The organism is Micromonospora sp. L5, from assembly GCF_000177655.2.
GTDB classification, from domain to species: Bacteria; Actinomycetota; Actinomycetes; order Mycobacteriales; family Micromonosporaceae; genus Micromonospora; species Micromonospora aurantiaca.
In genome coordinates this window covers 6,266,211-6,290,634 of sequence record NC_014815.1, presented here as the reverse complement: position 1 = coordinate 6,290,634, position 24,424 = coordinate 6,266,211, and the positions used below count along the sequence as shown (strand labels likewise).

The 24,424-nt window shown below is 74.3% G+C and carries 22 protein-coding genes; 6 read left to right on the top strand and 16 right to left on the bottom strand.

What is annotated here, in order from left to right:
• Window positions 1-96 precede the first annotated feature (96 nt).
• Window positions 97-1,605: a PLP-dependent aminotransferase family protein gene (locus ML5_RS28925; RefSeq protein WP_013477224.1), complete on the top strand. Its 1,509-nt coding sequence runs from the start codon at window positions 97-99 to the stop codon at window positions 1,603-1,605.
• Here the strand turns inward: ML5_RS28925 and ML5_RS28920 are convergent.
• The 14 genes from ML5_RS28920 to ML5_RS28855 all read right to left on the bottom strand — a co-directional run bounded on the left by ML5_RS28920 (window position 1,550) and on the right by ML5_RS28855 (window position 15,259).
• A complete protein-coding gene (locus ML5_RS28920; RefSeq protein ID WP_013477223.1) occupies window positions 1,550-3,013 on the bottom strand; it encodes a UbiD family decarboxylase in 1,464 nt (487 codons plus the stop codon). The two genes, ML5_RS28925 and ML5_RS28920, sit on opposite strands and share 56 nt — an antisense overlap.
• On the bottom strand, window positions 3,010-3,354 hold the full coding sequence (locus ML5_RS28915; protein WP_013477222.1) for a chorismate mutase: 345 nt from the start codon (window positions 3,352-3,354) through the stop codon (window positions 3,010-3,012). The genes ML5_RS28920 and ML5_RS28915 overlap by 4 nt, the downstream gene beginning before the upstream one ends.
• Window positions 3,351-3,698: a cupin domain-containing protein gene (locus ML5_RS28910; protein ID WP_013477221.1), complete on the bottom strand. Its 348-nt coding sequence runs from the start codon at window positions 3,696-3,698 to the stop codon at window positions 3,351-3,353. Before ML5_RS28910 ends, ML5_RS28915 begins: the two co-directional genes overlap by 4 nt.
• The gene (locus ML5_RS28905; protein WP_041784324.1) at window positions 3,688-4,392 is read right to left on the bottom strand and encodes a flavodoxin family protein; all 705 of its coding nucleotides are present in this window, start codon (window positions 4,390-4,392) and stop codon (window positions 3,688-3,690) included. The genes ML5_RS28910 and ML5_RS28905 overlap by 11 nt, the downstream gene beginning before the upstream one ends.
• Before the next feature lie 57 nt (window positions 4,393-4,449).
• Window positions 4,450-5,754, bottom strand: coding sequence for a TrpB-like pyridoxal phosphate-dependent enzyme (locus ML5_RS28900; protein WP_013477219.1), 1,305 nt, complete (start codon window positions 5,752-5,754; stop codon window positions 4,450-4,452).
• A 29-nt stretch (window positions 5,755-5,783) separates the two neighbouring features.
• Window positions 5,784-7,007, bottom strand: coding sequence for an MFS transporter (locus ML5_RS28895; protein WP_013285746.1), 1,224 nt, complete (start codon window positions 7,005-7,007; stop codon window positions 5,784-5,786).
• Window positions 6,998-8,233: an ATP-grasp domain-containing protein gene (locus tag ML5_RS28890; RefSeq protein WP_013477218.1), complete on the bottom strand. Its 1,236-nt coding sequence runs from the start codon at window positions 8,231-8,233 to the stop codon at window positions 6,998-7,000. Before ML5_RS28890 ends, ML5_RS28895 begins: the two co-directional genes overlap by 10 nt.
• Window positions 8,230-9,015 (bottom strand): B3/4 domain-containing protein, encoded by a 786-nt coding sequence (locus tag ML5_RS28885; RefSeq protein ID WP_013285748.1) that lies wholly within the window; start codon window positions 9,013-9,015, stop codon window positions 8,230-8,232. Before ML5_RS28885 ends, ML5_RS28890 begins: the two co-directional genes overlap by 4 nt.
• Before the next feature lie 121 nt (window positions 9,016-9,136).
• Complete coding sequence (locus ML5_RS28880) at window positions 9,137-10,426, bottom strand: amidohydrolase family protein (RefSeq protein WP_236619316.1); 1,290 nt, start codon at window positions 10,424-10,426, stop codon at window positions 9,137-9,139.
• Window positions 10,427-10,431: 5 nt separating this feature from the next.
• Window positions 10,432-11,106, bottom strand: coding sequence for a prephenate dehydratase (locus ML5_RS28875; protein ID WP_225319513.1), 675 nt, complete (start codon window positions 11,104-11,106; stop codon window positions 10,432-10,434).
• Window positions 11,090-12,511, bottom strand: coding sequence for a phenylacetate--CoA ligase family protein (locus ML5_RS28870; protein WP_013477216.1), 1,422 nt, complete (start codon window positions 12,509-12,511; stop codon window positions 11,090-11,092). Before ML5_RS28870 ends, ML5_RS28875 begins: the two co-directional genes overlap by 17 nt.
• Before the next feature lie 24 nt (window positions 12,512-12,535).
• Entirely contained in the window at window positions 12,536-13,246 is a 711-nt protein-coding gene (locus tag ML5_RS28865; protein ID WP_013477215.1) for an SDR family NAD(P)-dependent oxidoreductase, read from the bottom strand.
• Window positions 13,247-13,262: 16 nt separating this feature from the next.
• On the bottom strand, window positions 13,263-13,853 hold the full coding sequence (locus ML5_RS28860; RefSeq protein WP_013285753.1) for an aminodeoxychorismate/anthranilate synthase component II: 591 nt from the start codon (window positions 13,851-13,853) through the stop codon (window positions 13,263-13,265).
• Window positions 13,850-15,259 carry an anthranilate synthase component I family protein gene (locus tag ML5_RS28855; RefSeq protein WP_236619315.1) on the bottom strand — a complete coding sequence of 470 codons (1,410 nt, stop codon included), beginning with the start codon at window positions 15,257-15,259 and terminating at the stop codon, window positions 13,850-13,852. The genes ML5_RS28860 and ML5_RS28855 overlap by 4 nt, the downstream gene beginning before the upstream one ends.
• A 398-nt stretch (window positions 15,260-15,657) precedes the next feature.
• Here ML5_RS28855 and ML5_RS28850 point away from each other — a divergent pair, with 398 nt between their 5' ends.
• From ML5_RS28850 to ML5_RS28830, 5 genes are read left to right on the top strand one after another with little or no spacing between them, the layout of a single operon-like run.
• Entirely contained in the window at window positions 15,658-17,067 is a 1,410-nt protein-coding gene (locus ML5_RS28850; protein WP_236619314.1) for a PLP-dependent aminotransferase family protein, read from the top strand.
• Window positions 17,068-17,108: 41 nt separating this feature from the next.
• The gene (locus ML5_RS28845) at window positions 17,109-17,918 is read left to right on the top strand and encodes an ABC transporter ATP-binding protein (RefSeq protein ID WP_013477212.1); all 810 of its coding nucleotides are present in this window, start codon (window positions 17,109-17,111) and stop codon (window positions 17,916-17,918) included.
• A 28-nt stretch (window positions 17,919-17,946) separates the two neighbouring features.
• On the top strand, window positions 17,947-18,936 hold the full coding sequence (locus tag ML5_RS28840) for an iron-siderophore ABC transporter substrate-binding protein (protein ID WP_013477211.1): 990 nt from the start codon (window positions 17,947-17,949) through the stop codon (window positions 18,934-18,936).
• A 5-nt stretch (window positions 18,937-18,941) separates the two neighbouring features.
• Window positions 18,942-21,044 carry an iron ABC transporter permease gene (locus ML5_RS28835; RefSeq protein WP_013477210.1) on the top strand — a complete coding sequence of 701 codons (2,103 nt, stop codon included), beginning with the start codon at window positions 18,942-18,944 and terminating at the stop codon, window positions 21,042-21,044.
• A gap of 45 nt (window positions 21,045-21,089) precedes the next feature.
• Complete coding sequence (locus ML5_RS28830) at window positions 21,090-21,992, top strand: siderophore-interacting protein (RefSeq protein WP_013477209.1); 903 nt, start codon at window positions 21,090-21,092, stop codon at window positions 21,990-21,992.
• A gap of 61 nt (window positions 21,993-22,053) precedes the next feature.
• Here the strand turns inward: ML5_RS28830 and ML5_RS28825 are convergent, their stop codons facing one another.
• Together ML5_RS28825 and ML5_RS28820 are read right to left on the bottom strand one after the other, a co-directional pair.
• A complete protein-coding gene (locus ML5_RS28825) occupies window positions 22,054-23,838 on the bottom strand; it encodes an IucA/IucC family siderophore biosynthesis protein (RefSeq protein ID WP_013477208.1) in 1,785 nt (594 codons plus the stop codon).
• Entirely contained in the window at window positions 23,835-24,419 is a 585-nt protein-coding gene (locus tag ML5_RS28820; RefSeq protein ID WP_041784323.1) for a GNAT family N-acetyltransferase, read from the bottom strand. Before ML5_RS28820 ends, ML5_RS28825 begins: the two co-directional genes overlap by 4 nt.
• Window positions 24,420-24,424: the final 5 nt, after the last annotated feature.

Genomic DNA, 24,424 nt, shown 5'->3' with positions numbered 1-24,424 from the left:
GATCGAGAACGCCGTCAACCTCATGATCGACCGGATGTGGGGGTGGGGTGGGACTAGGATCGCGGGAAGGGGCGGCTAGGTGGGGGAGCGTCGCGGGTGGGGTCGTCGCAGCTGCTCGTGGTGCTCGACCGGGACAGCCCGGTGCCGTTGCAGCAGCAGCTCTGCGACCAGATCAGCGGATCCGTCCGCGCCGGCCGGCTGCGCCCCGGCGACCCGGTGCCGCCCAGCCGGGAACTGGCCCACCAGCTCGGCGTCTCCCGCACCGTGGTCACCCGCGCGTACGAGCTGCTGCGCGCCAACGGCGTCCTCACCTCCCGGCGCGGCTCCGGCACCCGGGTCAGCGACGCCCTGCCCGACCTGCCGCACCGCGACCCGCCGGCCCGCGCCCCGCTGCGCCCCGAACCGCCGCTGCCCACCGACGCCGGCAGCCCGCTGTGGCGGCCGTGGGAGCCGGCACCCATGCACCGGCCGGACGGTGCGTACGACTTCCGGCACGGCACCCCGGCGCTGGCGAGCTTTCCGGTGGCGCGCTGGCGGCAGTCGCTCGCCACGGCGGTGAGCCGGGCCGACGCGGTGGCGCTGGGCTACGGCCCGGCGGAGGGCTCACCGGCGCTGCGCGCGCAGATCGCCGCGCTGCTGCGGCGCAGCCGGGCGCTCGACGTCGCCCGCGAGCACACCATTGTCACCAGCGGTGCCACCCAGGCCATGGACATCCTGGTCCGGCTGCTCGTCGGCCCCGACGACGTGGTGGTGATCGAGGACCCCAGCCACACCGTGCTGCGGCAGATCTTCGGCTACTCCCGGGCCGCCGTGGTGCCCGTGCCGGTCGACGAGGAAGGGCTGCGGGTCGGCGAGATCGAGGACCGGGTACGCGGCCACGGCCTGGACCCGGCCCGGGTCCGCCTGGTCTACGTCACACCGTCGCACCAGTTCCCGACCGGGTTCGTCATGTCCGAGCGGCGACGGCGGGCGTTGCTGCGCTGGGCACGCGAGCACGCCGTCACGGTGCTGGAGGACGACTACCACAACGAGTTCACGTTCGCCGCCGAACGGCTGCCGTCGCTCGCCGCCGACCCGCAGGGCGCCGACGTGGCCTACGTCGGCAGCTTCAGCAAGACGCTGTTCCCGTCGCTGCGCATCGGCTACGCGGTGCTGCCCCCGCACCTGGTCCGGCCGTTCCTCGGCATCAAGTGGATCACCGACCGGCTGACCCCGACGCTGACCCAGGAGGCGCTCGCCGAGTTCATCGACTCCGGCGCGTACGCCCGGCACATCGCCCGGATGGACCGCCTCTACCGGCAGCGCCGGGCCCGGCTGCTGGAGGCGCTCTACGAGCACTTCGGCGCCGGGGTGCGCGTCTCCGGCGCCGCCGCCGGGCTGCACGTCCTCGTCACGCTCGGCGGCACGCCCGGCGCCGGCGAGGCGGCGATCGTGCGCGCCGCCGCCGCGCGCGGCGTGCGGGTCTATCCCGCCTCCGGCTACTTCGTCACCCACCCGCCGTCGGAGCCGACGTTCCTGATCGGGTACGCGGCGCTGCCGACCGCCCGGATCAGCGAGGGAGTGGCGCTGCTGGCCGGCGCGGCACGGGAAGTGACGGCTCGGTGAACCGGGGCCGGCGGAACCGGTCCCGCTGGGCGTACGGCACCGTGCAGTCGAACACCGCCTTCGCGGTGCGCCCGTCGGCGGACAGCGACCGGGAGTAGCCGGTGTGCTGGCTCGGGTCGAGCGGGAAGCCCTCCCGGTCGGCCAGTACACGCAGATCCTGGTCCGCCTGGAACCGCGTCACCATGGCCCACCACAGGTCCTGGTCGGACTCCATGTCGACGTCCTCGTCCACGCAGAGCACCAGCTTGGCCATCCGGAAGCCGTCCAGCACCGCCTCCGCCGCGTCCCGTACCGCGTCGTCGTCGGCCGGGCCGCGCTTGGCCGGCCACTGGAGCACCACCATGAGCTGGCCGCCGCCGGCTGTGTGGCAGTGCGCGGCCAGCGCCGGTGTGCCCCGGCGGCGCAGCAGGTCCAGCACCGCGGCCTCCATCCCGAAGCCGAGCAGCACCGACTGCTCGTGCCCGGGCCCGGACACGGCCTGGAGGATCGGGCTCTCCCGAGCGGTGATCGCGGTGACCCGGATCAGCGGCAGCGACGGGTGCGCGCGGCCCTGGTAGCCGAGGAACTCCGGGGTGGCGACCGCGCCGTGCCGGCTCTCCGGCGCGTGCTCGGCCAGCAGTTCGCCCTCGATGACGTACTCGGCGTGCGCGACGAACTCGGCGTCCACAGTGGTGCAGGGCAGCAGCTCGACCGGCCGGCCGGCGAGCGCCCCGGCCACCGCCAGCTCGTCCAGGTCCGGCGGCACCAGCGAGGTGGGGCAGCAGGACGACAGCAGGACCGCCGGGCCGAGCCCGAGGTGGATCGCCACCGGCAGCGCCGCGTCCCGGCGCAACGCGGCCTGGTGGGCCAGTTCCAGGTCGCGGCCGGGGACCATCCAGATGGTCAGCGTGTCCGGACCCTGGACACACATCCGGTGCACGGACAGGTTGCGTACCCCGGTGTCCGGATCGGTGGCGAGCACCGCCCCGAGCGTCAGGTACGGGCCGGCGTCCTCGTCGGTGAGCACCGGCACCGGCAGCGCGGTGAGATCCAGCGGCAGCCGATGCCGGGGCCAGCGCGCCGGGTCGGTGGCGGGCACCGGCGGCCGGGGCGCGGCCACCGCGTCGAGCAGCCGGTGCGGCAGCTCGGCCGGGGTGACACCGAGCAGCCCGGCGGCGCGGCGCCGGGTGCCGTAGAGGCCCATCAGCACGGCCCGGGTGGGGCCGTGCGCGGGGCGTACCCGGTCGAACAGCACCGCGGGGCCGGGGCCGGTGGGCGGCGCGGCGGGCGCGCCGGCCCACCGGGCGTAGTGCGCGGAGACGCCGTAGCGGGCGGGCAGCTCCTCGGCGACCCGGACCAGCTCGCCGGGCAGCGGGTCGAGCGTGGCGAGCGCGTGCCGCAGGTCGACGGGTGCCCGGCCGCCGGTCATCGCCGCTCCGGCGCCGCCGGGGCGGCCGGAGCCGTCCCGGCGGCACGGCGGTCCGCCAGCATGTCCAGCTGCATCCGGGTCAGCTCCTCGATCAGCGTGCGGTACGTGGCCACCGCGACCTCCGGCGGCATGCCGTGCCGGCCGGCCAGCTCGGCGACGCGGTCGAGCACCTGCCGGACCCGGTCCGGCGACCGCACGGCCGCCTCGTCGGACTTGTGCGCGGTCAGCTCCCGGACCACCCGGGTACGGACCGCCAGCAGCTCGACGATCCGCTGGTCGAGCCGGTCCACGGCGGCCCGCAGCTCGGTGATGCGGGCCGCGCCGGCGGGGGCGTCGCTCACGGCTGGTCGACCCGGTCGACCACGAACACGACAGTGGGCTCGTCCGCGCTGCCCTGGGAGCGGTGCTCCTCGTCGTCCGGGATGACGAAGCCCATGCCGGGGCGGCAGGGCACCGAGCGGTCCCGGAAGTGGATGGTGAACTCGCCCCGCAGCACGTAGCCGGTGTGCCCGCGCAGGCACCAGTGGTGCTCGTCGAACCCGGCGGGCAGCTCCAGCAGGCGCAGCCGCTGCCCCCCGACGTACGCGATCTTGACCCGGCCCTCGGCGCCGGGCTTGTCCCACTTCTCCCACTCGGTGGCGGGGAAGTCGATGCCGACCGGAACGGTCGCCTGCTCAGTGGACACTCTCGCTGTCTCCTCTGGTCGGTACGGATTCGGCGCGGCGGGGCCGCGGCACGCGTTCGTTGCGGTCCCGCGAGGGCAGGACCGGGCCGCCGGTGACCCGCTGGTGGCGTTTGAGCAGCTGCACCATGTCGACCATGCGGTGCACCATGCGCTCCAGCGCGTCGACACCCTCGGGGTCGGTCAGGCCGGGCGTGCCGGTGGTGTTGCGCAGCAGGACCGGGAAGCCGCTGCCCACCAGGATCATGCGGTTGAGCAGCAGGTTGTTGACGATCTGGTTGTGCACCGACGAGTCGCTGTAGCGGCGTCCGGTGACGATGATGCCGCCGACCTTGTCGGCCAGCGGGCGGGTGAAGCGCAGATAGCCGACCCCGGCCCGCTCGATGAAGATCTGCATCAGGTGGGCCAGGCCGAACCCGTGCACCGGCGCGGCGTAGATCAGCCCGTCGGCGCGGACCATCTGCTCCACCAGGGCGGGGACGTCGTCGTCCACGGTGCACGGCAGCGTACGGCTGTTGCAGTCGCCGCACGGGCTGCACGGCGAGATCCGGTGCTCGCGCAGCCGGATGGTGCGCAGGACGGCCCCGCGCTCGGCGATCAGGCGTCCGGCGTGCGCGACCGCGAGGTCGGTGTTGCCGCCCGCCCGTTCGGAACCGTTGATGGCCAGGATGGTGGCTGCTTCGCTGGGCAATCGCACCCCCGAGGGCTCGTCGGCCGGGACGCGGCGCCGCACCGCGCCGCGTCCCGGCCGGTGTCAGTCCGTCAGCTTTCCGGCGAAATAGTCGATGTACGCCTGCATGTCGAAGTGGCCGTGCCCGGACAGGGAGAACAGGATCGCCTTCTCCTCGCCGGTCTCCCGGCAGCGCAGCGCCTCGTCCACGGCGACCCGCACCGCGTGGCTGGACTCCGGCGCCGGCACGATCCCCTCGCTGCGGGCGAACCGCACGCCCGCCTCGAAGCAGGCGGTCTGCGGCACCGCCCGCGCCTCGATCAGGTCCACCTCGCTCAGCGCGCTCACGATCGGCGCCATGCCGTGGTAGCGCAGCCCGCCGGCGTGGATCGCGGGCGGCCGGAAGTCGTGGCCGAGCGTGTGCATCTTTGCCAGCGGGGTGAGCCCGACGGTGTCGCCGAAGTCGTAGTCGTAGCTGCCCCGGGTCAGCGACGGGCAGGACGCCGGCTCGGCGGCCAGGAACCGGACGGCCGGACCGCCGTCGAGCTGGCGGCGCAGGAACGGCAGGGCCAGGCCCGCGAAGTTGGAGCCGCCGCCGGCCGCGCCGACCACCACGTCGGGGTAGTCGCCGGCCAGCCCCATCTGCGCCAGCGCCTCCTGCCCGATGATCGTCTGGTGCATCAGCACCAGGTTGAGCACCGAGCCGAGCGCGTACCGGGCGGCGCCGCCGCTGTGCAGCGCGGCCTCCACCGCCTCGGAGATGGCCAGGCCGAGGCTGCCGGGGGAGTCCGGGTCGGTGGCGAGCACCGCCCGTCCGGCCTCGGTACGGTCGCTGGGGCTGGCGGTGACCGAGGCGCCGAACGTCTCCATCAGGCCGCGCCGGTACGGCTTCTGGTCGTAGCTGACCCGCACCATGAAGACCTCGCACTCGAGGTCGAAGTAGGCGCACGCCATCGACAGCGAGCTGCCCCACTGGCCGGCGCCGGTCTCGGTGGTCAGCCGCCGCACCCCGTCGAGCTTGCTGTAGTACGCCTGCGGGACGGCGGTGTTCGGCTTGTGGCTGCCGGCCGGGCTGACCCCCTCGTACTTGAAGTAGATCCGCGCCGGGGTGTCCAGGTCGCGTTCCAGCCGGCGGGCCCGGATCAGCGGGCTGGGCCGCCACTGCCGGTAGATGTCGAGCACCGGGCCGGGGATGTCCACGTCCCGTTCGGTGGAGAACTCCTGCGCGATCAGCTCGGAGGCGAACAGCGGCGCCAGGTCGGCCGGGGTGATCGGTTCCCGGGTGCCGGGGTGCAGCATCGGCGGCAGCCCCTTGGGCAGGTCGGGAACCACGTTGTACCAGGTCGTCGGGATGTCACTCTCGGGCAGGACGAACTTCGTGGCGGTCATGGGCCTCTTCCGGTGAGGGGTCGGGCGGGTCAGGGACGGGCGGGGGCCGGCGCGGCGGGCTCCGGCACCGGCCGGGCCTCGGGTCGGATCCGCAGCGCTGCGAACGCGACGACGCCGGCCAGCGGAGTCAGCAGCAGCAGGAGCAGCACGGGCTGGTGCCCGTGCGCCTGCCAGACGAAGCCCAGCCCCATCGGCACCACCAGCCGGGCGGAGCTGAGCACGAAACCGTTGAGCGCCATGAAGGCGCTGACCCGGCGCGGCTCGACGTGGTCGGCGATGTAGGTGGGCACCACCACCGAGGCGATGATCTCGCCGAGCGTCCAGACGACTGTGGACAGCAGCACCGCGGGCAGTGAGAACGCGAACACCAGCACCGCCATCCCGGCCGACCAGAGCAGGCCGGCGACGACGAGCAGTGTGCGGGTCGGGTACGCCTTGATCCGTTTCTCGATCAGCATGCCGGCGCCCACCACGACGATGCTGTTGATGGTGTAGACCGCGCCGACCACCGCCACCGACGAGTTCAGCACCCCGGTGACCGCCAGCGGCAGCGTGTACTCCAGCCCGATCAGCGGCGCCACGTAGCAGAACGAGAGCACCACCAGCACCGCGACGTCCAGGTCGCGCCGCAGCGCTGCCCGGCGCAGCCCGGTCTTCGCCGGTGTCCCGGCCGCGTCGCGGCCGGTGTCGGCGGGCACGCTGAGCCGGATGGTGAGCGCCGCGAGCAGCCCGAGCAGGATGTTCCCGGCGAACATCAGGCCGTACGAGTACGCCGCGGCCAGGCCGCCCAGCAGCGGCCCGACGCCCATGCCGAGGTTGTTGGCGATGTAGCTGACGGTGTACGCGAACGGCCGCTGCTCCGGCTCGGCGAGGTCGGCGATCAGCGTGTTGGCGGCGGGGGCGAACATGCCCATGCCGACGAGCGCGACGAACAGCAGCGCCGCGTACGTCCACGGCGGGCCGTCCAGCACCGCCAGCCCGAGGTAGCCGGCCGCGTTGAGCAGCAGGCTGGACACCAGCGCGGCCCGCCGGCCGGCGCGGGCGCAGACCGGGCCGCTGAGCAGGCTCCCGGCGAGCAGGCCGGTGCTGCCGACCGAGATCAGCACACCCGCCTCGCCGGTGCTCAGCCCTCGGCTGCGCACCAGGTATACCGCGAGCAGCGGGAAGACGAACATGCCCGCGCGGTTGATGAAGGAGGCGAGCACCAGCATCCGCAGCGGACGGGGCAGCGCCCGGAACCGGCTCAGCCACATGACGCCTCCCCGGCCGGTTCGGTACGCACCTGGAAGGCGTCCCGGATGGTCTTGAACCGGGCCCGCACGTCGTCGAAGTCCCGGCCCTCGCAGACGTACCAGCCGAGCACGTCGTTCGAGGCGGTCGGCGGCGCGAGCACGTCGCCGACGCCCTTCCACACGTCGGCGTCGAGGACCGAGTCCAGCGCCCGCAGCTCGTCGGCGGTGGTGATCGCGGTGATCCGGCCGTACCGGTCGGAGCAGAGGTACTCGGTGCCGGTCTCCGCACCCAGCGCGGCGGCGGGCCGGTGCCCGGGGTCCAGTTCCAGCCGGCACCACTCGCCCGCGAGGTTGATGCCGCGCCCGGCCTCGATGGCCGGGACGATCGATCCGCCGCCGGCCCGGGCCGCCGCCTCGCCGAAGACCACCTCGCCGTCGTCGCGCAGGAAGAACTCCACGTGCGCGACCCCGGTACGCATGCCGAAGCCGCGCAGGAGCCCCGCGTTGGCGGTCAGGATGCGCTGCTCGGCGGGGGTCAGGTCGTGCTTGCGGGAGATCGTGCCGCCCGGCTCGTCGCGGAACTCCAGCACCGAGTACGTGTAGCGGGAGAGCTGCTCGAAGACCACCTCGCCGTCGCGCAGCAGCGAGTCGACGTGGTACTCCGCGCCGCGGACGTACTCCTCGACCCGGTAGTCGTGGCGCGCGTCGGCCACGAGCGGCCACACCCGGGCCAGGTCGTCGGCCGAGTCCACCCGGTGGGTGTCGCCGCAGGCCCAGCCGGCGTACGGCTTGACCACGACCGGCCAGCCCACCTCGGCGGCGAACTCGGCGACCGCGCCGATGGTGTCCGGGCGGCAGGAGCGGGCCACCGGCACGCCCAGCTCGACGGCCCGGCGGTGCATCACGTTCTTGTCCCGGAAGGCGAGCGCCTGCTCGGGGTCCAGGCCGGGGATGCCGTGGTCGCGCCGGCACCGCGCGGCGGTCAGCACGTCGCCCTCGAACAGCGGGAAGATCCGCTCGATCGGACGGTCGGCGACGATCGCCGCGACCGCCGCCCGGACCGCCTCCGGGTCGTCCAGGTCGGCCCGGTGGCAGGGCAGCCCGGCGGTCTCCGGCGCCGGCCCGCCGGTGGGCAGCAGCACCACGCTGTCCACGCCGAGGTCGGTGGCGGCGGCGGCGACGCTGCGGAACTGGGCGGCGTAGCGGCTGGCCGCGGGCCGGTAGACGATCAGGATCGCGCGGTTCACGAGCGGACCCCCGGGGTGCCGGCGGGGCTGAGCGGCGCCTCGACGGGGAACGCGGCGTCCCGGGCCTCCCGGTCCAGCACCGCCCGGTGGCGGGGCGCGGCGGTCAGCTCGCCGAGCACGGCGTCGAGGCGGTCCAGCGCCGCCTCCACCTCCGCCCGGCCGCCCGGATGGGCCGCCTCGACTGTGAGCAGCAGCCGCCGCCGGCCCAGGTCGGTGCGGACCAGGTGGCCCTGGCGCCAGTTCCAGCGCCGGGAGTGGGCCCGCCCGTGGTCGTCGGCGTAGACGACCTCGCCCGGTTCGGGCCGCTCCGGCGCATCGGGCGCGCCCAGCGGCAGGTACGCCTCCGTGCCGTCGGCCGGCCGGACGGCGAGCGCGCCGATGCCGTCCACCGCGCAGGAGGCCACCGGCAGCGCCGAGCCCAGCGAGACGGCGTTGCAGAGGTCCACGAGCGCGTTGATCCGGGGCAGCCGGTCGCCCCGGGCCACCCGGCGGGCGATCGACTCGGCGGCGCACGGGAACCGGTTCGGGTTCACCGCCACCGCCCGGTACGCCGCCCGCCACCCGGCGATGCCCGGCAGCTCGGACACCCCGGCCTTGTCCAGGCCGGCCCGGTGCAGCGCGTCCTCGGCGGCGGTCAGCCGCTCCGCCACGGCCGGGTGGGCCGGCCCGACCTCGATCGCCGGCACGGCGAGCAGGCCGAGGACGTAGTCCGGCACGCTCGCCGTCACCCGGTCGTCGATGCGGACGGACAGCCGGTCGGCGCCGTCGCTGAGCTGGGTCATCGTCATCCCCGTCGGTTCGGTTCACACGGTCGCCCCGACCGTACGAAGCGGGGCCGCCACCGGTTGTGGCCAATCCCCGCCGATCCGGTGAGGCCAATCCGGGCCCGCGCGGCCGGCCGCATCAGGCGACCCCGGCCGGCCGGCGGTCCCGGTAGGCGGCGGCGTCCCCGGCGACCACCCGCCCGCCCAGCAGCACCATCTCGATCGCCTCGGGCCGCCCCAGCACCGTGATGTCCCGCGCCGGGTCGCCGTCGGTGACCACCAGGTCGGCCAGCCGGCCCGGCTGCACCGTCCCGGCCTCGCCGCCGCGCCCGGCCAGTCGCGCGCCGTTGGCGGTGGCCCAGGTCAGCACCGTCGGTGCGGGGATGCCGGCCATGCTCACGTACGTCTCGAGCTCCTCGGCGTACCGGCCGTGCGGGGTCCAGGCGAACCCGAAGTCGTCCCCGGCCACGATCGGGATGCCCATCTCCACCATCAGCGGCAGGATCCGCAGCGTGTTCTCCACCTCGGCCTGGAACTCCAGCGTCTCCAGGTACTCCGGGGTCTTGCCGTGCGCGGTGCCGGTGGTGAGCAGCCGGTGCGGCTGGTGCAGGCTCGGCACCACGAAGATGCCGCGTTCGGCGATCGCCTCCAGCGCCGCGTCGTCGGCGTACGTGGCGTGGTCGATCACGTCCACCCCGGCGGCGATGGCGTTGCGGATGCCGCCCAGCCCGCGTGAGTGCGCCCGGATCCGTACCCCCCGCTCGTGTGCGGCGCGGGCCGCGATCACCAGTTCCTCGGCGGTGAACAGCAGCTCGTGCGAGCGGCCGTTGGGGAACGTGTCGTCGCCGGTGGAGAACACCTTGATGATCTCCGCGCCCTGGGCGACCTCGGTGTCGACGTACTCGACCAGTTCCTCCGGTGTGTCGGCCAGCCGCATCAGGTCGGTGGGGATGCGCTGCTTGACCGCCGGGTTGCGCCGCTGCGGCGGCCCGGAGACCATCAGGTCCCGGCTGCACGGCGTGATCCGCGGGCCGGGCAGCCGCCCGGCGTCGATCGCCCGGCGCAGCGCCATGTCGATGCCGGCCACCGAGCCGGCGCCGACGAACGCGGTGTAGCCCAGCCGGAGCATGGCCGCCGCGTTCGCCGCCGCGCCCAGCGTCACCTCCGGGATCGAGTGCTTGAACAGCGTCTCCCGGCCGTCGAGCACGTTCAGGTAGGCGATGTGGGTGTGGCCGAGCGTCATGCCCGGCATCACGGTCCGCCCGTCCAGGTCCAGCACGTCGACGTCCGGGTCGTGCAGCGGGGCCTGCGCCTCGGGCAGCACCGCGACGATCCGCTCCCCGTCGAGCAGCACGCTGTGGTGCGGCCGGGACGCCACCCCCAGCCCTTCCTGGACGGTGGCGCGGTGCAGCAAGGTTCGTCGGGACACGGCTGTCACTCCGGTTCTCCTCGAAGGTGCGGTCGGCGGTGGCCGAAGAGCAGCCAGACGATCTCCGCGCCGGGGCGGCGGACCACCCAGCGCAGCGCGTGCCGGCGTACCCCCGGGGCGTTCGTCACCGCGAGGTCGGCGGCCCCGGCGGCGAGCAGCTCGGCGGCGTGCTGGGTGGACTCGGCGTCGAGCCACCGCATCGGACGGTCGCGCAGCGCGGGCGGGGCCAGGTCGGCGAAGATCCGCCGGACCTCCCAGAGCGCGGCCACAGTGACCTCGCCGTCGCCCGGGTGCGCGTCCCGTTCCCGCGCCGCGATGCCGTACTCCGGGGTGGCCTGCGCGAAGTAGGCGTCCAGGCGCAGGTCGCGGTGCCAGTGGAAGCGGGTGGCGCCCTGGTACGCGCTGGGCACCAGCGCCTGGTCGACGCGGCGTTCCACGAGCGCGCCGAGCACCTCGTCGAACGTGTCGCACAGCTCGATGCGCAGCGCGTGCCGCTCGGCCAGGAACGCGGCGGTCAGGTGGCTGGACGTGCCGGCCGGCCCGAGCGTGGCCACCGCCGTGCCGGGGTGATCCGCCCACCGGTCCACCACCGTCCGCCACCGCCGCCCGTACGCCCCGGCGAGCAGGCCGGGCAGCGCGGGCACCGGCGCGGCGGCTGCGGTGTCAGGTGTCGTAGCCACGCCTGCCCGCCATCCGCCGGGCCACCCGGGTCTCGTGGTCGTCGGCGACCCGCCGGTCCACGATCCGTGCGGCCTTCCAGCTCACGAACGCGCCGGTGCTGACGATCGGGTCCAGCCCGTCGCTCAGCTCGACCTCCACCGGCACGCCGAGCGCGGCGGCGGCACGCCGGCGCACCCCGTCGGCCACCGTGGCCGGGTCGTCCACCAGGTCCTTGAGCAGCTCCAGCCGGACGGTGAGCCGGTCGCCGCCGGTCGGGTCGTGGTCGATCACCACCTGGTAGCCGGCCGAGCCGGTGACGCCGGTGAGCACCGCGCTCTCGATCTGCCCGGCGGTACGGCGCTGCCCGCCCAGGTCGATGCGGTCGAGCGTGCGCCCGACGATCTGCACCAGGTCGCCGGGCATCTCGCAGTCGCAGTCCGACGCGCCGACCACCACCGCGTCGCCGGTGCGGTAGCGGATCAACGGCTTCACGCCGTCGACGAGCATGGTCACCGTGAGCTCGCCGGTGCCGCGCGGGCCGTGCGACGCGCCCGTCTCCGGGTCGACCACCTCGATCAGGTAGTTGGTCTGGGACAGGTGCATCCGCTTGTTGCGGCAGGCGGTGGCGATCACGAACGCCTCCTGCGAGCCGTACAGGATGTTGTAGACGTCAGCGCCCCAGACCGACTCCAGGTTGTGCGCCAGCGCCGGCGTGCACATCTCGCCAGTGACGAACAGCAGCTTGACCGCGAAGTCCTCGCGCAGCCGGTAGCCGTGGTGCTCGGCGGCCTTGGCCAGCATCAGCGCCACGCCCGGCGTGCAGCAGATCACCTCAAGTTCCAGGTCCCGCATCAGCTGGAGGGCCTTGGCGAACCCGATCACCGGCGAGTACGGCCAGATCTTCGCGTTCATCGCGCCGGTGTTGCGGGCCACGTCGCCGAGCGTGTCGCCGAACGAGTGCACCTCGGTCGGGCCCATCAGCCCCACGCGGGGCGCGTGGTCGCCGAAGTGGTGGCGGAAGATCGACGCCCAGGACTCGGTGACGTGGGCGTTGCTGGCCACCACCTCGCGGCCGTCGCGGGGGCAGGGCGTGGCGGGCCCGGTGGTGCCGGTGGTCTCGTAGAAGAAGACGGCCTCGGCCAGCGGGCGGCTGAGCACGTCGAGCATCTCCTCGCGCAGGTGCGCCTTCGTGGTGAAGGGCAGCCGGTCGAGCGTGGCCGGGGTGATCGTGGACAGGTCGATCCCGGCGAGGTGCCGGGCGTAGAACGGTGAACCGGTGCCGACCTGGTCGAGCACCCGGCGCAGCTGCCGGTCCCGCCAGTCACCGAGCTGCTCGGCGGTGAGCGTGCGGTCGTAGAACGCGCGGTGCAGACGCAGGTAGTCGGCGGCGAAACCGGCTGCCGGGCCGGTGGTGGGAAGCCACATGGATCGGGGTCCTCTCGGTGTGCGTCAGTGCAGGCCGCCGTCGACGTCCAGCACGGAGGCGGTGACGTAGCTGCTGTCCGGGCCGGCCAGCCAGGCGACGGCGGCGGCGATCTCGTCCGGGGCGCCGAAGCGGCCGGCCGGGATACGGGCCCGGTAGTCGTCCCGGCGGGCCGCCGGGATCCGGGCGGCCATCGGCGTCTCGACCAGCCCGGGGGCGACCGCGTTGACCCGGATGCGGTGCGCGGCGAGCGCCCGGCCGAGGCTGCGGGTGAGCGCGACGACAGCGCCCTTCGAGGCGCCGTACGCGGCGTCCGGGCTGCCGATCCGGCCACTGATCGAGGCGACGTTGACCACGGTGCCCGAACGTCCGGCGGCCACCAGCGCCCGGGCGTACGCGAGCGTGCCGAAGAACGTCGCGCCGAGGTTCGTGTCCAGCACCTCGGCGTACGTGCGCGGGTCGTAGTCGAGGAAGTCCCGGGCCGGGTAGACGCCGGCGTTGTTCACCAGCACGGCGGGCAGGCCGTGCCGCTCGTGCACGTCGTCCAGCAGCCGCTGCGCCTGATCCGGCACGGCCAGGTCGGCGACGAGCGCCGCGTACGCGGACGGGTCGGCGGCCGGCTCGCGGTCGACGCTGAGCACCCGGTGACCGGCGCGGGTGAGCGCCGCGGTGACTGCCCGGCCGATGCCGCCGGCCCCGCCGGTGACCACGGCGAGCGGGGGTACGGACCCGGACATGATCCGTCTCCGCCGCTCAGCCGGCGACCGGCAGCGCCGCCGGTACGCCGCGCAGGAAGTTGTCGAACAACCGCAGCCCGTCCTGGGTGGTCACGCTCTCCGGATGGAACTGCACCCCCTCGACGGCGAGCGTGCGGTGGCGCAGGCCCATCACGTAGCCGTCGTCGCCGGAGCGGGCGGTCACCTCCAGCGGGGGCGGTACCGGGTCGGCGACGATGAGCGAGTGGTAGCGGGTGACCGTCAGCGGCGCCGGCGCCCCGGCGTACACCCCGCGGCCGTCGTGCGTGACCTCGCTGGTCTTGCCGTGCATCAGGTGCCGGGCCACAGCGATCGTGCCGCCGTACGCCAGGCCGATCGCCTGGTGGCCGAGGCAGACGCCGAGCAGCGGCACCCGGCCGGCGAACGCGTGGACCAGCTCGACGTGGCCGGAGTCGCCGGGGTGGCCGGGCCCGGGGCCGAGCACCACCGCGTCGGGGCGCAGCGCGGCGAGGTGCCGGGGGCTGCGCGCGCGGGACCGGACCACCACCGTCCGCGCGCCGAGCGTGCGCAGGTACTGGTCGATGATGTGGGTGAAGCTGTCGTACGCGTCGACGAGCAGGACCTTCACGGCAGCAGCTCCTCGCCGGTCAGGGCCCAGTAGGCGGCGCTCATCTTGGCCAGCGTCTCCCGCCACTCGGCGGCCGGTGTGGAGTCGGCGACCACCCCGGCGGACGCCTGGGTGTGGTAGCGGTGCCCGTCGTGCACGACGGTGCGGATGCAGAGCGCGAGCACCGCGAACCCGCGGACGTCGACCAGGCCGATGGCGCCCGCGTAGATGCCCCGGGGCTCCGCCTCCAGCCCGTCGATGATCTCCATCGACCGCAGCTTCGGCGCGCCGGTCATGGTGCCGGCCGGGAACGCGGCGCGGACCGCCGCCCACACGTCCGCGCCGTCGTCGAGGCGGCCGGACACGGTGGAGACCAGGTGGTGCACGTACGCGAACGGCTCGACGTCGAGCATCGCGTCCACCGACAGCGTGCCCGGCTCGCAGACCCGGCCGATGTCGTTGCGGCACAGGTCGACGAGCATGACGTGCTCGGCGCGCTCCTTCTCGCTGGCCCGCAGCTCGGCCACCCGGCGGCGGTCGGTCAGCGGGTCGGCCGAGCGGGCGGCGGTGCCGGCGATCGGGCGCATCGACAGCCGGTCGCCGTCCAGGCGCAGGAACAGCTCCGGGCTGGCGCCGATCACCGTGCGCCCGGCCCAGGGCGCCAGGTACATGTACGGTGACGGGCTGCGGTGCCGCAGGCGCCGGTAGACGTCCAGCGGGGTGAGGGTGGTCTCCACCTCGATGCGGTGGCCGATCTGCACCTGGTAGCTGTCGCCGACCCGGATGTGCCGCAGGCACCGCCGCACCCGCTCGGCGAACGTCTCCTCGTCGACTGTGTCGCGCACCCGTTCCGGCGTGGGCGCGGGTGGCGGCGGCTGGTCGGCGGGCACGCCGGTGAGCAGCCGCGTCACCGGCGGTGCCGGCTGCGGCGGCAGGTGCGGGCCGGTGGCGTGCAGCTGGTGCGCCGTCCCGGCGCGAAGGTCCCACCAGACGGTGTGCCGGAACAGTGTCAGCGCGCACCGGGGGAGGTCGTCGTCGGCCCGGTCCAGGGTCAGCTCGTCCATGTCGCGGGCGGCCTCGTAGGCCAGGGTGGTGAGGAAACCGAAGGCGAACCGGCCGGCTGGCACGGGCGTCTCGACGGTGAAGGCCCGCTGCGCGGCGCGGACCACCGACCAGAGCTGCGCCGGGCCGGGGACGTGCCAGGCGGACGTGGTGTCGCGCTGCCGGGCCGGCGCGCCGAGGACGGCGGTGACCACCGCGCGCAGCGCGTCGCCCAGCGGCCCGGCGGCGGTCAGCTCGCACCTGTCGGCCAGGAACCGCAGCTCGGCGAGGCGGCCCCAGCCCACCGCCGCGGCCTGCCGGTCGGCGGCCGGCCCGTCCAGGCTTTCGAAGAGGTACGCGTCGTGCGCGGCATGGCTTTGTGTCAATGCGGTGTACAACGCGAGCGGATTGATGGACGGCAGTGTGATTGAGGTCACGGAAATCGGAATGCGGTCGGCCGGCGTCGTGCCTCCCGGCGTCTCCGAACGGTGGTCTGTGGTTTCCGCACCCACCGCAGTCGACAATGAGGACACTGTGGAACCCCCCTTTGAGCAGCCCGGATGCCCCCACGCGGACCGGCTGGGCCGCGTTCGGTGACAGATCGGACTTCCCCCGTTGAAAAGGACGCGCGGCACCCCCCGGGTTCGGCCGGGAATGGGTTGCGGTCCCGGGAAACACTTTCACCAAGTGCGGTTCCCGCTGTCCATACCACTTCGGTGACCGGGGAGAGGACCAATCGGTGTGGCATCTGAATCTGTCAATTGACGGCGACGCGCGCGAAACGTTGTCGGCGCAGCTCCGCAACGCTCTGCGCGGCCGGATCACCGACGGCACGCTGCGCCCCGGGACGCGCGTCCCGTCGACCCGGCAGCTCGCGACTGATCTCGGCGTGTCCCGGACCGTGGTCGTCGAGGCGTACGAACAGCTCTGCGCCGAGGGCTACCTGACGTCGCAGCGCGGTTCCGGCACCTCGGTGGCGGACTCCGCGCGCGCCGGTGTCGCCTCCGCGCTCACCGCCGACGAGGCGCCCGCGCCGGAGGTGTGGGACCTGCGCGCCGGCGGCACCGACGTGTCCACGTTCCCGCGCCAGGACTGGATCCGCTGTGTCGGCGCGGTGCTCCGCTCGGCCGGGCCGCGGGAACTGGGCTACGCCCCGCCGTCCGGTCTGCCGCCGGTCCGCCGCACGCTCGCCGGCTACCTCGGCCGGGTCCGGGGCGTCCGCGTCCGCCCCGAGCACCTGATGATCACGTCCGGCTTCGCCCAGGGGCTGGCGCTGCTCTGCCGGGTGCTGCGCGACCAGGGACACGAGGCGATCGGCGTCGAGGATCCCGGGCACCCGGGGGAGTGGGCGTTCATCGCCGATGCCGGGCTGCGGCCGGTGAGCGTGCCGGTGGACCGGGAGGGCATCCGCGTCGACGAGCTGGCCGCCACCGGCGTACGCGCCGTGCTCACCACCCCGGCCAGCCAGTTCCCCACCGGCGCTCCGCTGAGCCGGCCGCGCCGGGAGCAACTGCTCGACTGGGCGCGGGCAGTGGACGGGTACGTCGTCGAGGACGACTTCGACGCCGCGTTCGTGCCACCGGCGCAGCGGATGCCCGCGTTGCAGAGCGTCGCGCCGGACCGCGTGGTCTACGCGGGCAGCGCCAGCAAGGTCCTCGCCCCGGCGCTGCGGCTCGGCTGGCTGGCCGCGCCGACCGGGCTGGCCGCCTCGATCGAGCGGGTCCGGGCCGGCTGGGACATCGGCTGCTCCGGGCTGGACCAGCTCGCCTTCGCGCGGCTCGTGGACACCGGCGCGTTCGACCGGCACCTGCGCCGGCTGCGCGCCGAGTTCCAGCGCCGCGGCCAGGCGGTACGCCAGCACGTCGCGCGCCACCTGCCCGGTGTGGCGCCGCTCGACGCCAGTGGCGGCCTCCAGACGTACCTGGTGCTGCCCCGCTGGTGTGCTGAGGAGTCCATGGTGGCCGCCGCGCGGCGCCGGTCCGTGCTGGTTCGCGGCGGCCGGTTCTACGCCCTGCGCGCCGACGACCGGCCACCGGCGCTGGTCATCGGGTACGCCGGGGTGCGCGGCGCCGAGCTGGGCCGGGGGCTGGCCGGGGTCGCCGCTGCCTACCGCGACGTGACCGCCCGTCACGCGACCGGTGTCAATGCGCGGCGGGTCGCCGATTCCGACCGAAGGACCGGCTTGACAGCGTGATCGTTGATTAGGTTAGCCTAACCTCCGTGACGAGCAGAACGGTGCGAGCCGACGGCTTGAGCGGCAGCGACCTGCGGCTGGGCTACCACGGCACGACGGTGGTGCACGACGCCGCCATCACGCTGCGGCCCGCGGCGGTGACCGCGTTGGTCGGCCCCAACGGCAGCGGCAAGTCGACGCTGCTGCGCGGGCTGGCCCGCCTGCACCCGCTGGAACACGGCGAGATCGTGCTGGCCGACGGCACGCCGGCCCGGACGCTGTCCGCCCGGGACTTCGCCCGCCGGGTCACGCTGCTCGCGCAGAGCCGCCCCACCCCCAGCGGGGTGACGGTGCGGGACGTGGTCGGGTACGGCCGGCACCCGTACCGGCAGCGGTGGCGCGCGAACGACCTCGACGGACCGGCCGCGATCGACCGGGCCATGCGGGTGACGGGCGTCGACGGCATGGCCGGCCGGCCGGTCGACGAGCTGTCCGGCGGCGAGCTGCAACGGGTCTGGCTGGCCACGTGCCTGGCCCAGGACACCGCGATCCTGCTGCTGGACGAGCCGACCACGTTCCTGGACCTGCGCTACCAGGTGGAGATCCTCGACCTGATGCGCGAACTCGCCGACACCGCCGGCGTCGCCGTCGGTGTGGTGCTGCACGACCTCAACCAGGCCGCCGCCGTCGCCGACCAGGTGGTGCTCCTGCACGAAGGCCGGGTCCGCGGCGCCGGCACGCCGCACGAGGTGTTCACCGAGGAGGCGCTCACCGAGGCGTACGGCATCCGCGTCGAGGTGAGCGTCGACCCGGTCACCAACCTGCTCTCCACTCGTCCCGTCGGCCGGCACACGACCCGCGTCTCCGCCTGACCGACTCCTGCACACAGAAGAGAAACCGATGCTGCGTACCCGTCTGACCCTGCTCGCCGCCGCCGCGGCGAGCGCGCTGCTGATCGCCGGCTGCGGCACCACCGAGGAGCCCGCCGCCGCACCGTCCCCCTCCGACGCCGCGTCCACCGGCCCGGTCACCGTCACCGACAGCCGGGGCAAGACCATCACCCTCAAGAGCCCCGCCACCAAGGTCGTCGGCCTGGAGTGGGGCGAGGTGGAGATGCTCGTCGGCCTCGGCGTGATGCCGGTCGGCGTGGCCGACCCGAAGGGGTACGCCACCTGGGTGACCGCCGCCCCGCTCGACGCGAGCGTCAAGGACGTCGGCACCCGGGGTGAGCCGAGCGTCGACTCCATCGTCGCCCTCCAGCCGGACCTCGTGGTGATGGAGGCCGAGCGCGGCTCCGCCGTGGTCACCCAGCTGGAGAAGTACGTCCCGGTGCTGGTCACCAAGGGCAGCGACGCCTCCGACAACATCGGCCGGATGCGCGCGGACCTGAAGATGATCGCCACCGCGACCGGCCGTACCGCGCAGGCGGACAAGCTGCTCGCCGACTTCGACGCCGCGCTCGCCGACGGCAAGAAGAAGATCGCCGACGCCGGGGCGGCCGGTAAGCAGTTCGCCATCGCCGACGGCTGGAAGGAGGGCAGCACCGTCTCGATCCGGATGTTCGGCCAGGGCGCGCTCGTCTCCCAGCTCGGCATCCAGCTCGGCCTCAAGAACGCCTGGACCGGCAAGACCGACGAGATGTGGGGCCTGGGCCAGACCGACGTCGAGGGCATGACCGTCCTCAAGGGCCAGGACGTGCACTTCTTCTACAACGCCTCGGACGGCACCGACGTGTTCGCCGACGGCCTCGCCGGCAACGCGATCTGGCGTTCCCTGCCGTTCGTCCAGCAGAACAAGCTGCACAAGATGCCCAACGGCATCTGGACCTTCGGCGGCACGCTGTCCGCCAAGCAGTACATCGACGAGCTGGTCAAGGTCTACACGGCTTGAGCGCGATGACCGCCCCCGCCCCGCCGGGGCCGGCCACCCGGCCGGCCCCGGTCGGGCCGCCGCCCGCCCGGCGCAGCCGGGTGGCCGGCGCGTTCGCCCTCGCCGCCGCGCTGCTCGTCGCGATCACCGCGGTGCACCTCACCCAGGGCACCTCCTCGGTGGGGGCGCTGGACCTGCTCCGGCTGATCACCGGCGGCGACGACGAGACCGCCCGGGTGCTCGTCGCCTCCCGCCTGCCCCGGCTGCTCACCGGCCTGGCCGTCGGCGTCGCGCTCGGCTTCGCCGGCGCGGCGTTGCAATCGACCACCCGCAACCCGCTCGCCTCGCCGGACACGCTCGCCGTCAACGCGGGCGCCCACCTGGCGATCGTCGCCACCGCCGCGTTCGGGATCGCGCTGCCCGCGCTGCCCGCGGGCGGGCTGGCGTTCTGCGGCGGCCTCGCCGCCGCCTCCCTGGTCATGCTGCTCTCGGCCGGCGGTCAGGCCGCCACCACCCGGCTCATCCTCGCCGGCTCGGCCACCGCGATGGCGCTCTCCTCGCTGACCATGCTGCTCATGCTGCTGTTCGAGCAGGCCACCATCGGCCTGTTCGCCTGGGGCAACGGCTCGCTCGTGCAGGGCGACCTGGTCGCGTTCACCCAGCTCGCCCCCGTGATCGGGGTCGCCGCGCTGGTGCTCGTGGCCCTCGGGCACCGGCTGGACCTGCTCGCCCTCGGCGACGACACCGCCACCGTGCTCGGGCTCAACGTGCGCCGTACCCGGCTGACTGTCGTGCTGCTGGCGGTGCTGCTCTCCGCCGCGGCGGTCACCCTGGCCGGCCCCATCGGCTTCGTCGGCCTCGGCGCGCCGGTGATCGTCCGGCTGCTCGGCCGGTGGGTGCCCGAGGTGCACCGGCACCGCATCCTGATGCCGCTGTCCGGCATCGTCGGCGTGGTCATCGTGCTCGGCTCCGACGTGCTGCTGCGCGCCGTGCTCGGCGGGCAGGCCGGAGTCGACGTGCCGACCGGCGTGGTGACCACGCTCTTCGGCGCGGTGCTGCTGGTCTGGCTGGCCCGCCGCCACCGCGACGCCGGACCGACCCGGCAGGCGCCGGGCGGCCACGCCGCCGTCCGCTCCCGCGGCTTCGTCGCCACCGTCGTCGCGGTCTGCGCGGTCGTCGTCACCGCCGCGCTGGTGCTCGGCATGCTCGCCGGTGACACGTGGGTGCTGCTCGGGGACATCGTCAACTGGGTGCAGGGCCGCACCGGACCGGCGTACACATTCGTGCTGGACGCCCGCTGGCCGCGGGTCGCCGCGGCGCTGCTGGCCGGCGCCGCGCTGGCCCTGGCCGGCACCACCGTGCAGGCGGTGTGCCGCAACCCGCTCGCCGAACCGGGCATCCTCGGCATCACCGGCGGCGCCGGCATCGGCGCGGTGTCGCTGCTGACGTTCGCGCCGATGGCCGGCGTGCTCGCCCTGTCCGGCGCCGCCGGTCTCGGCGCGGTCGTCGCGTTCGCGCTGGTCTACGGCCTGGCCCGGCGGCGGGGGCTCAACTCCGACCGGCTGGTGCTGATCGGGTTCGCGGTCTGGCAGGGCGGTACGGCGATCATCACGTTCATCGTGGTGTCGTCCGACCCGTGGAACACCGGCAAGGCGCTGACCTGGCTGTCCGGCTCCACCTACGGGCGTACCGCGCCGCAGGTGCTGCCGGTGGCGATCGCGCTGCTGATCGCGCTGCCGGTGGTCGCCGCCGTACGCCGCGAGCTGGACCTGCTCGCGCTCGACGACGACACGCCCCGGGTGCTCGGCGTCCGGCTGGAACGTGCCCGGCTGGTCGCGCTCGGCCTGGCGGCGTTGCTCACCGCCACCGCCGTGTCGGCGGTCGGCGTGATCGGCTTCGTCGGCCTGGTCGCGCCGCACGCGGCTCGGGCGCTCGTCGGCGGGCGACACACCCGCGTCCTGCCGGTCGCGGTGCTGCTCGGCGCCACCCTGGTCAGCCTCGCCGACACGCTCGGCCGCAGCGTCATCGCTCCCGCCCAGGTCCCCGCCGGTCTGGTCACCGCCATGATCGGCACCCCGTACTTCGTCTGGTTGCTGTGGCGTTCCCGCGCCGCGGCAGCCGCCCGTTAGCCCGTTCACCGACGCAGCCCCCACCGGCCGTGAGAGGAATGACGCATGACCAGCACCCTGGCCGTCGCGCCCTGGCGAGTCTTCACCGTCGAGGTCCGCGCGCTACGCCGGCTCGGCCCGTCCTTCCTGCGGGTGACGCTCACCGGCCCGGACCTGGACCGGTTCGCCGACAACGGGTACGACCAACGGATCAAGCTGGCCCTGCCGCCGGTCGACGGCGCGCCGGGGGAGCTGCCCGACGGGCCGGACTGGTTCCCGCGGTGGCGTGAGCTGCCGGACGCGCTGCGCAGCCCGATCCGCACGTACACGGTCCGCGCCGTCCGGCCGGAGGCGTACGAGGTGGACGTGGACATGGCGCTGCACGGCGACGGCGGCCCGGCCACCCGGTGGGCCCGGCGGGCGCGGCTCGGCGACCGGATCGCCGTCGTCGGCCCGGACGCCGGCTGGGACGGCCCGCACGGCGGGGTCGAGTTCCAGCCGCCGGCCGGCGCGACGCTGCTGCTGGCCGGCGACGAGACCGCCGCGCCGGCGATCTGCGCGATCCTGGAGCGGCTGCCCGCCGAGGCGCGCGGGCACGCGCTGGTGGAGGTGCCGGAGACCGGCGACGAGCTGCCCTGCCGGGCTCCGGCCGGCGTCACCGTGACCTGGCTGCCCCGCGACGGCGCCCCGCACGGCAGCCGGCTCACCCCGGCCGTGACAAGTCTGGCCGGGCGGCTGGTGCCGGTACCGGTCGCGGTGGCCGCCGCACCGCTGGCCGAGGTGGACGTGGACCGGGACATCCTGTGGGAGGTGCCGGAGCGGCCCGACGGCGCGGCGCTCTACGCCTGGCTGGCCGGGGAGGCGGCGGTGATCCGCGGCCTGCGCCGGCACCTGGTCACCGAGCGGGGCATGGACCGGCGCGCGGTGGCGTTCATGGGCTACTGGCGGGCCGGTCGCGCGGAGAACTGATCGTCCCCACCACCGACGGAAGCGGGCCGGCGCATCGCGCCGGCCCGCTTCCGTCATGCCATCAGTCGCGCGGTGCGTACGGGGCGAGCGGGTTGACCAGCGTGCCGGCGAACTGCAACGCGGCGGACGGGTCGGACAGGTCCACCATCTGCTGGTTGTTGCGCAGCTGGAGCCGGTTGAGGCAGGACAGCGTGAACTCCGGCGCGAACAGGTCGTGCCGGCGCATCCGGTCGGCCAGGTGCGGCACTGTCGCGGCGTAGTCGGCGGCGCACTCGGCGACGGTGCGCCAGAACTCGTCCTGGTCGAGGACGCCCCGGGTGTGCAGGGCGGCGCTCAGGTGCCGCAGGAAGCAGTCGAACACGTCGGTGAAGATGGACAGGATCTTCTCGTCCTCGGGGATCGCGGCCCGGATCCGCCGCACCCGCTCCGGCAGGTCCGCCTCCGGGTTCATCACCACGATCTCCTCGGCGATGTCCTTGAAGACGACCCGCTCGACCACGCCGTCGTGCAGCACCAGGATGACGTTCTCGCCGTGCGGCATGAACGCCAGGTCGTGGGCGTACAGGCTGTGCAGCAGCGGCACCAGGTAGGCGTCCAGGTAGCGGCGCAGCCAGTCGGCCGGCGCCAGCCCCGACTCGTCGATCAGCGCGGCCGCGAGCGACCGCCCGTCCCGGTCCAGGTGCAGCAGCGAGGCCATGGTGGCCAGCCGCCGCCCGGGTTCCAGCCCTGGTACCGGGCTCTCCCGCCAGAGCGCCGCCAGCATCTTCCGGTACGGGGAGTACCTGTCGGTCGCCGCCTCGTACTGCCGGTGCCGGTAACCGATGGCGGCCCGCTCCCGGATGATCGACAGTCCGGTGCGCTTGAGCACCGGGTCGCCCTCGATCAGCCCGGCCAGCCAGTCGTTGATCGCGGGCGTCGCCTCCATGTACGCGGCGGACAACCCGCGCATGAAGCCCATGTTCAGCACCGACAGCGCGGTCTTCACGTAGTGCTTGGCCGGGTCGGTGACGTTGAAGAAGGTACGGATGGACTGCTGCGCCAGGTACTCGTCCGGCCCCTCGCCGAGGCAGACCAGCCGGCGCGCGGCCACCTCACCGGCGAACGTGACGGCGAGCTTGTTCCACCACTGCCACGGGTGCACCGGGACGAACAGGTAGTCGGCCGGGTCCAGGCCCAGCCCGGTGAGCGTGGCGGTGAACCCGGCAATCGTCTGCTCGCCCAGCTCGGCCCGGACCAGCGTGTCGTAGTCCAGGTCGTCGGCGCAGGTGAACGTGGTGTGGTCGCGGTGCGCGGCGAGCCAGAGCAGCCGTACCGGCGCGGCGGCCTCCGGGGCGTACGCGTGGTATTCGTGCACTCCGAAGCCGATGCGGCCGTTGTTGGCCACGAAGCAGGGATGCCCCTCGGTCATGCCGGTCTCGATCGCCTGGAAGTCGGCGGCGGCCAGCTCGGCGGCGCTCAGCGCGGGCTTCGCGAGCTTGTACGCGGTCCCGGCCAGCGTGGAGGTGACCTCCTCCAGGTAGACCGGCAGGATCGCGTCGGTGAGGCCGAGCGCCCCGCGCAGCTCCACGCACAGGTCCACGGCGTCGGGCGGCAGCTCCGCGCCGTCGCGGCGGCGCACGATGCTGTCCGCGTCGACCTCCCAGTGGTCCAGCGCCAGCCGCTGCGCGGCGAACCGGTACTCGACGCTGCCGTCGTCGCTGCCGACCAGCCACCGTCCCGGGCCGTCGGGCTCGGGGGTGATCAGGCGCTCGTGGGCGAACTCGGCGAGCGCCTTGCGCACCAGCAGCCGGTTGGCCGTCGCCCACGCCTCGGGGGTCAGGTGGTCCACGGATGCGCTGGCGTTCACGCCGGTGCCCCTTCCTCGCCTGCGGGCGCGCCGGTGGCGGCCCGGAACTGGTCCCGGGTGCAGACGCTGAGCAGCGCCTCCTTCTCGGGCTTGCGGATCGGGCCGACGACTGTGAAGCCGACTGCCGCGTTGAGCGCGTGCACCGCCGTGTTGCGCACGTCCGGCTCCACCACCACCCGGCGCGTCGCCGGGTCGGCGAACAGCCAGGCCAACACCGTGGTGATGACGGCACGGGTGAAGCCGTGCACCGGCGTGTCGGCGGGTGCGCAGAGGAAGTGCATGCCCACGTCGCCGGGCTCCGGGTCGTACAGGCCGACCAGCTCCACCCGGGCCGGGTCGTACCGCTCGGCCAGGAACGCCGGAGCGCCGCGCCACGAACCCAGGTACGCGTCGTGGTGCGGATGGTCGGCGATGCGCCGGTACTCGGCGGCGACCGCCGCCACGTCGGCGTCCTGCATCAGCCAGAACGCGGACTTGGGATGGGTGACCCAGCGGTGCAGCAGCGCGGCGTCGGCGTCCGGGTCCAGCGGGCGCAGCGTGAACTCGCCCAGCGCGTCGTCGACGCGGGTGAAGGTGGTCATGCGGG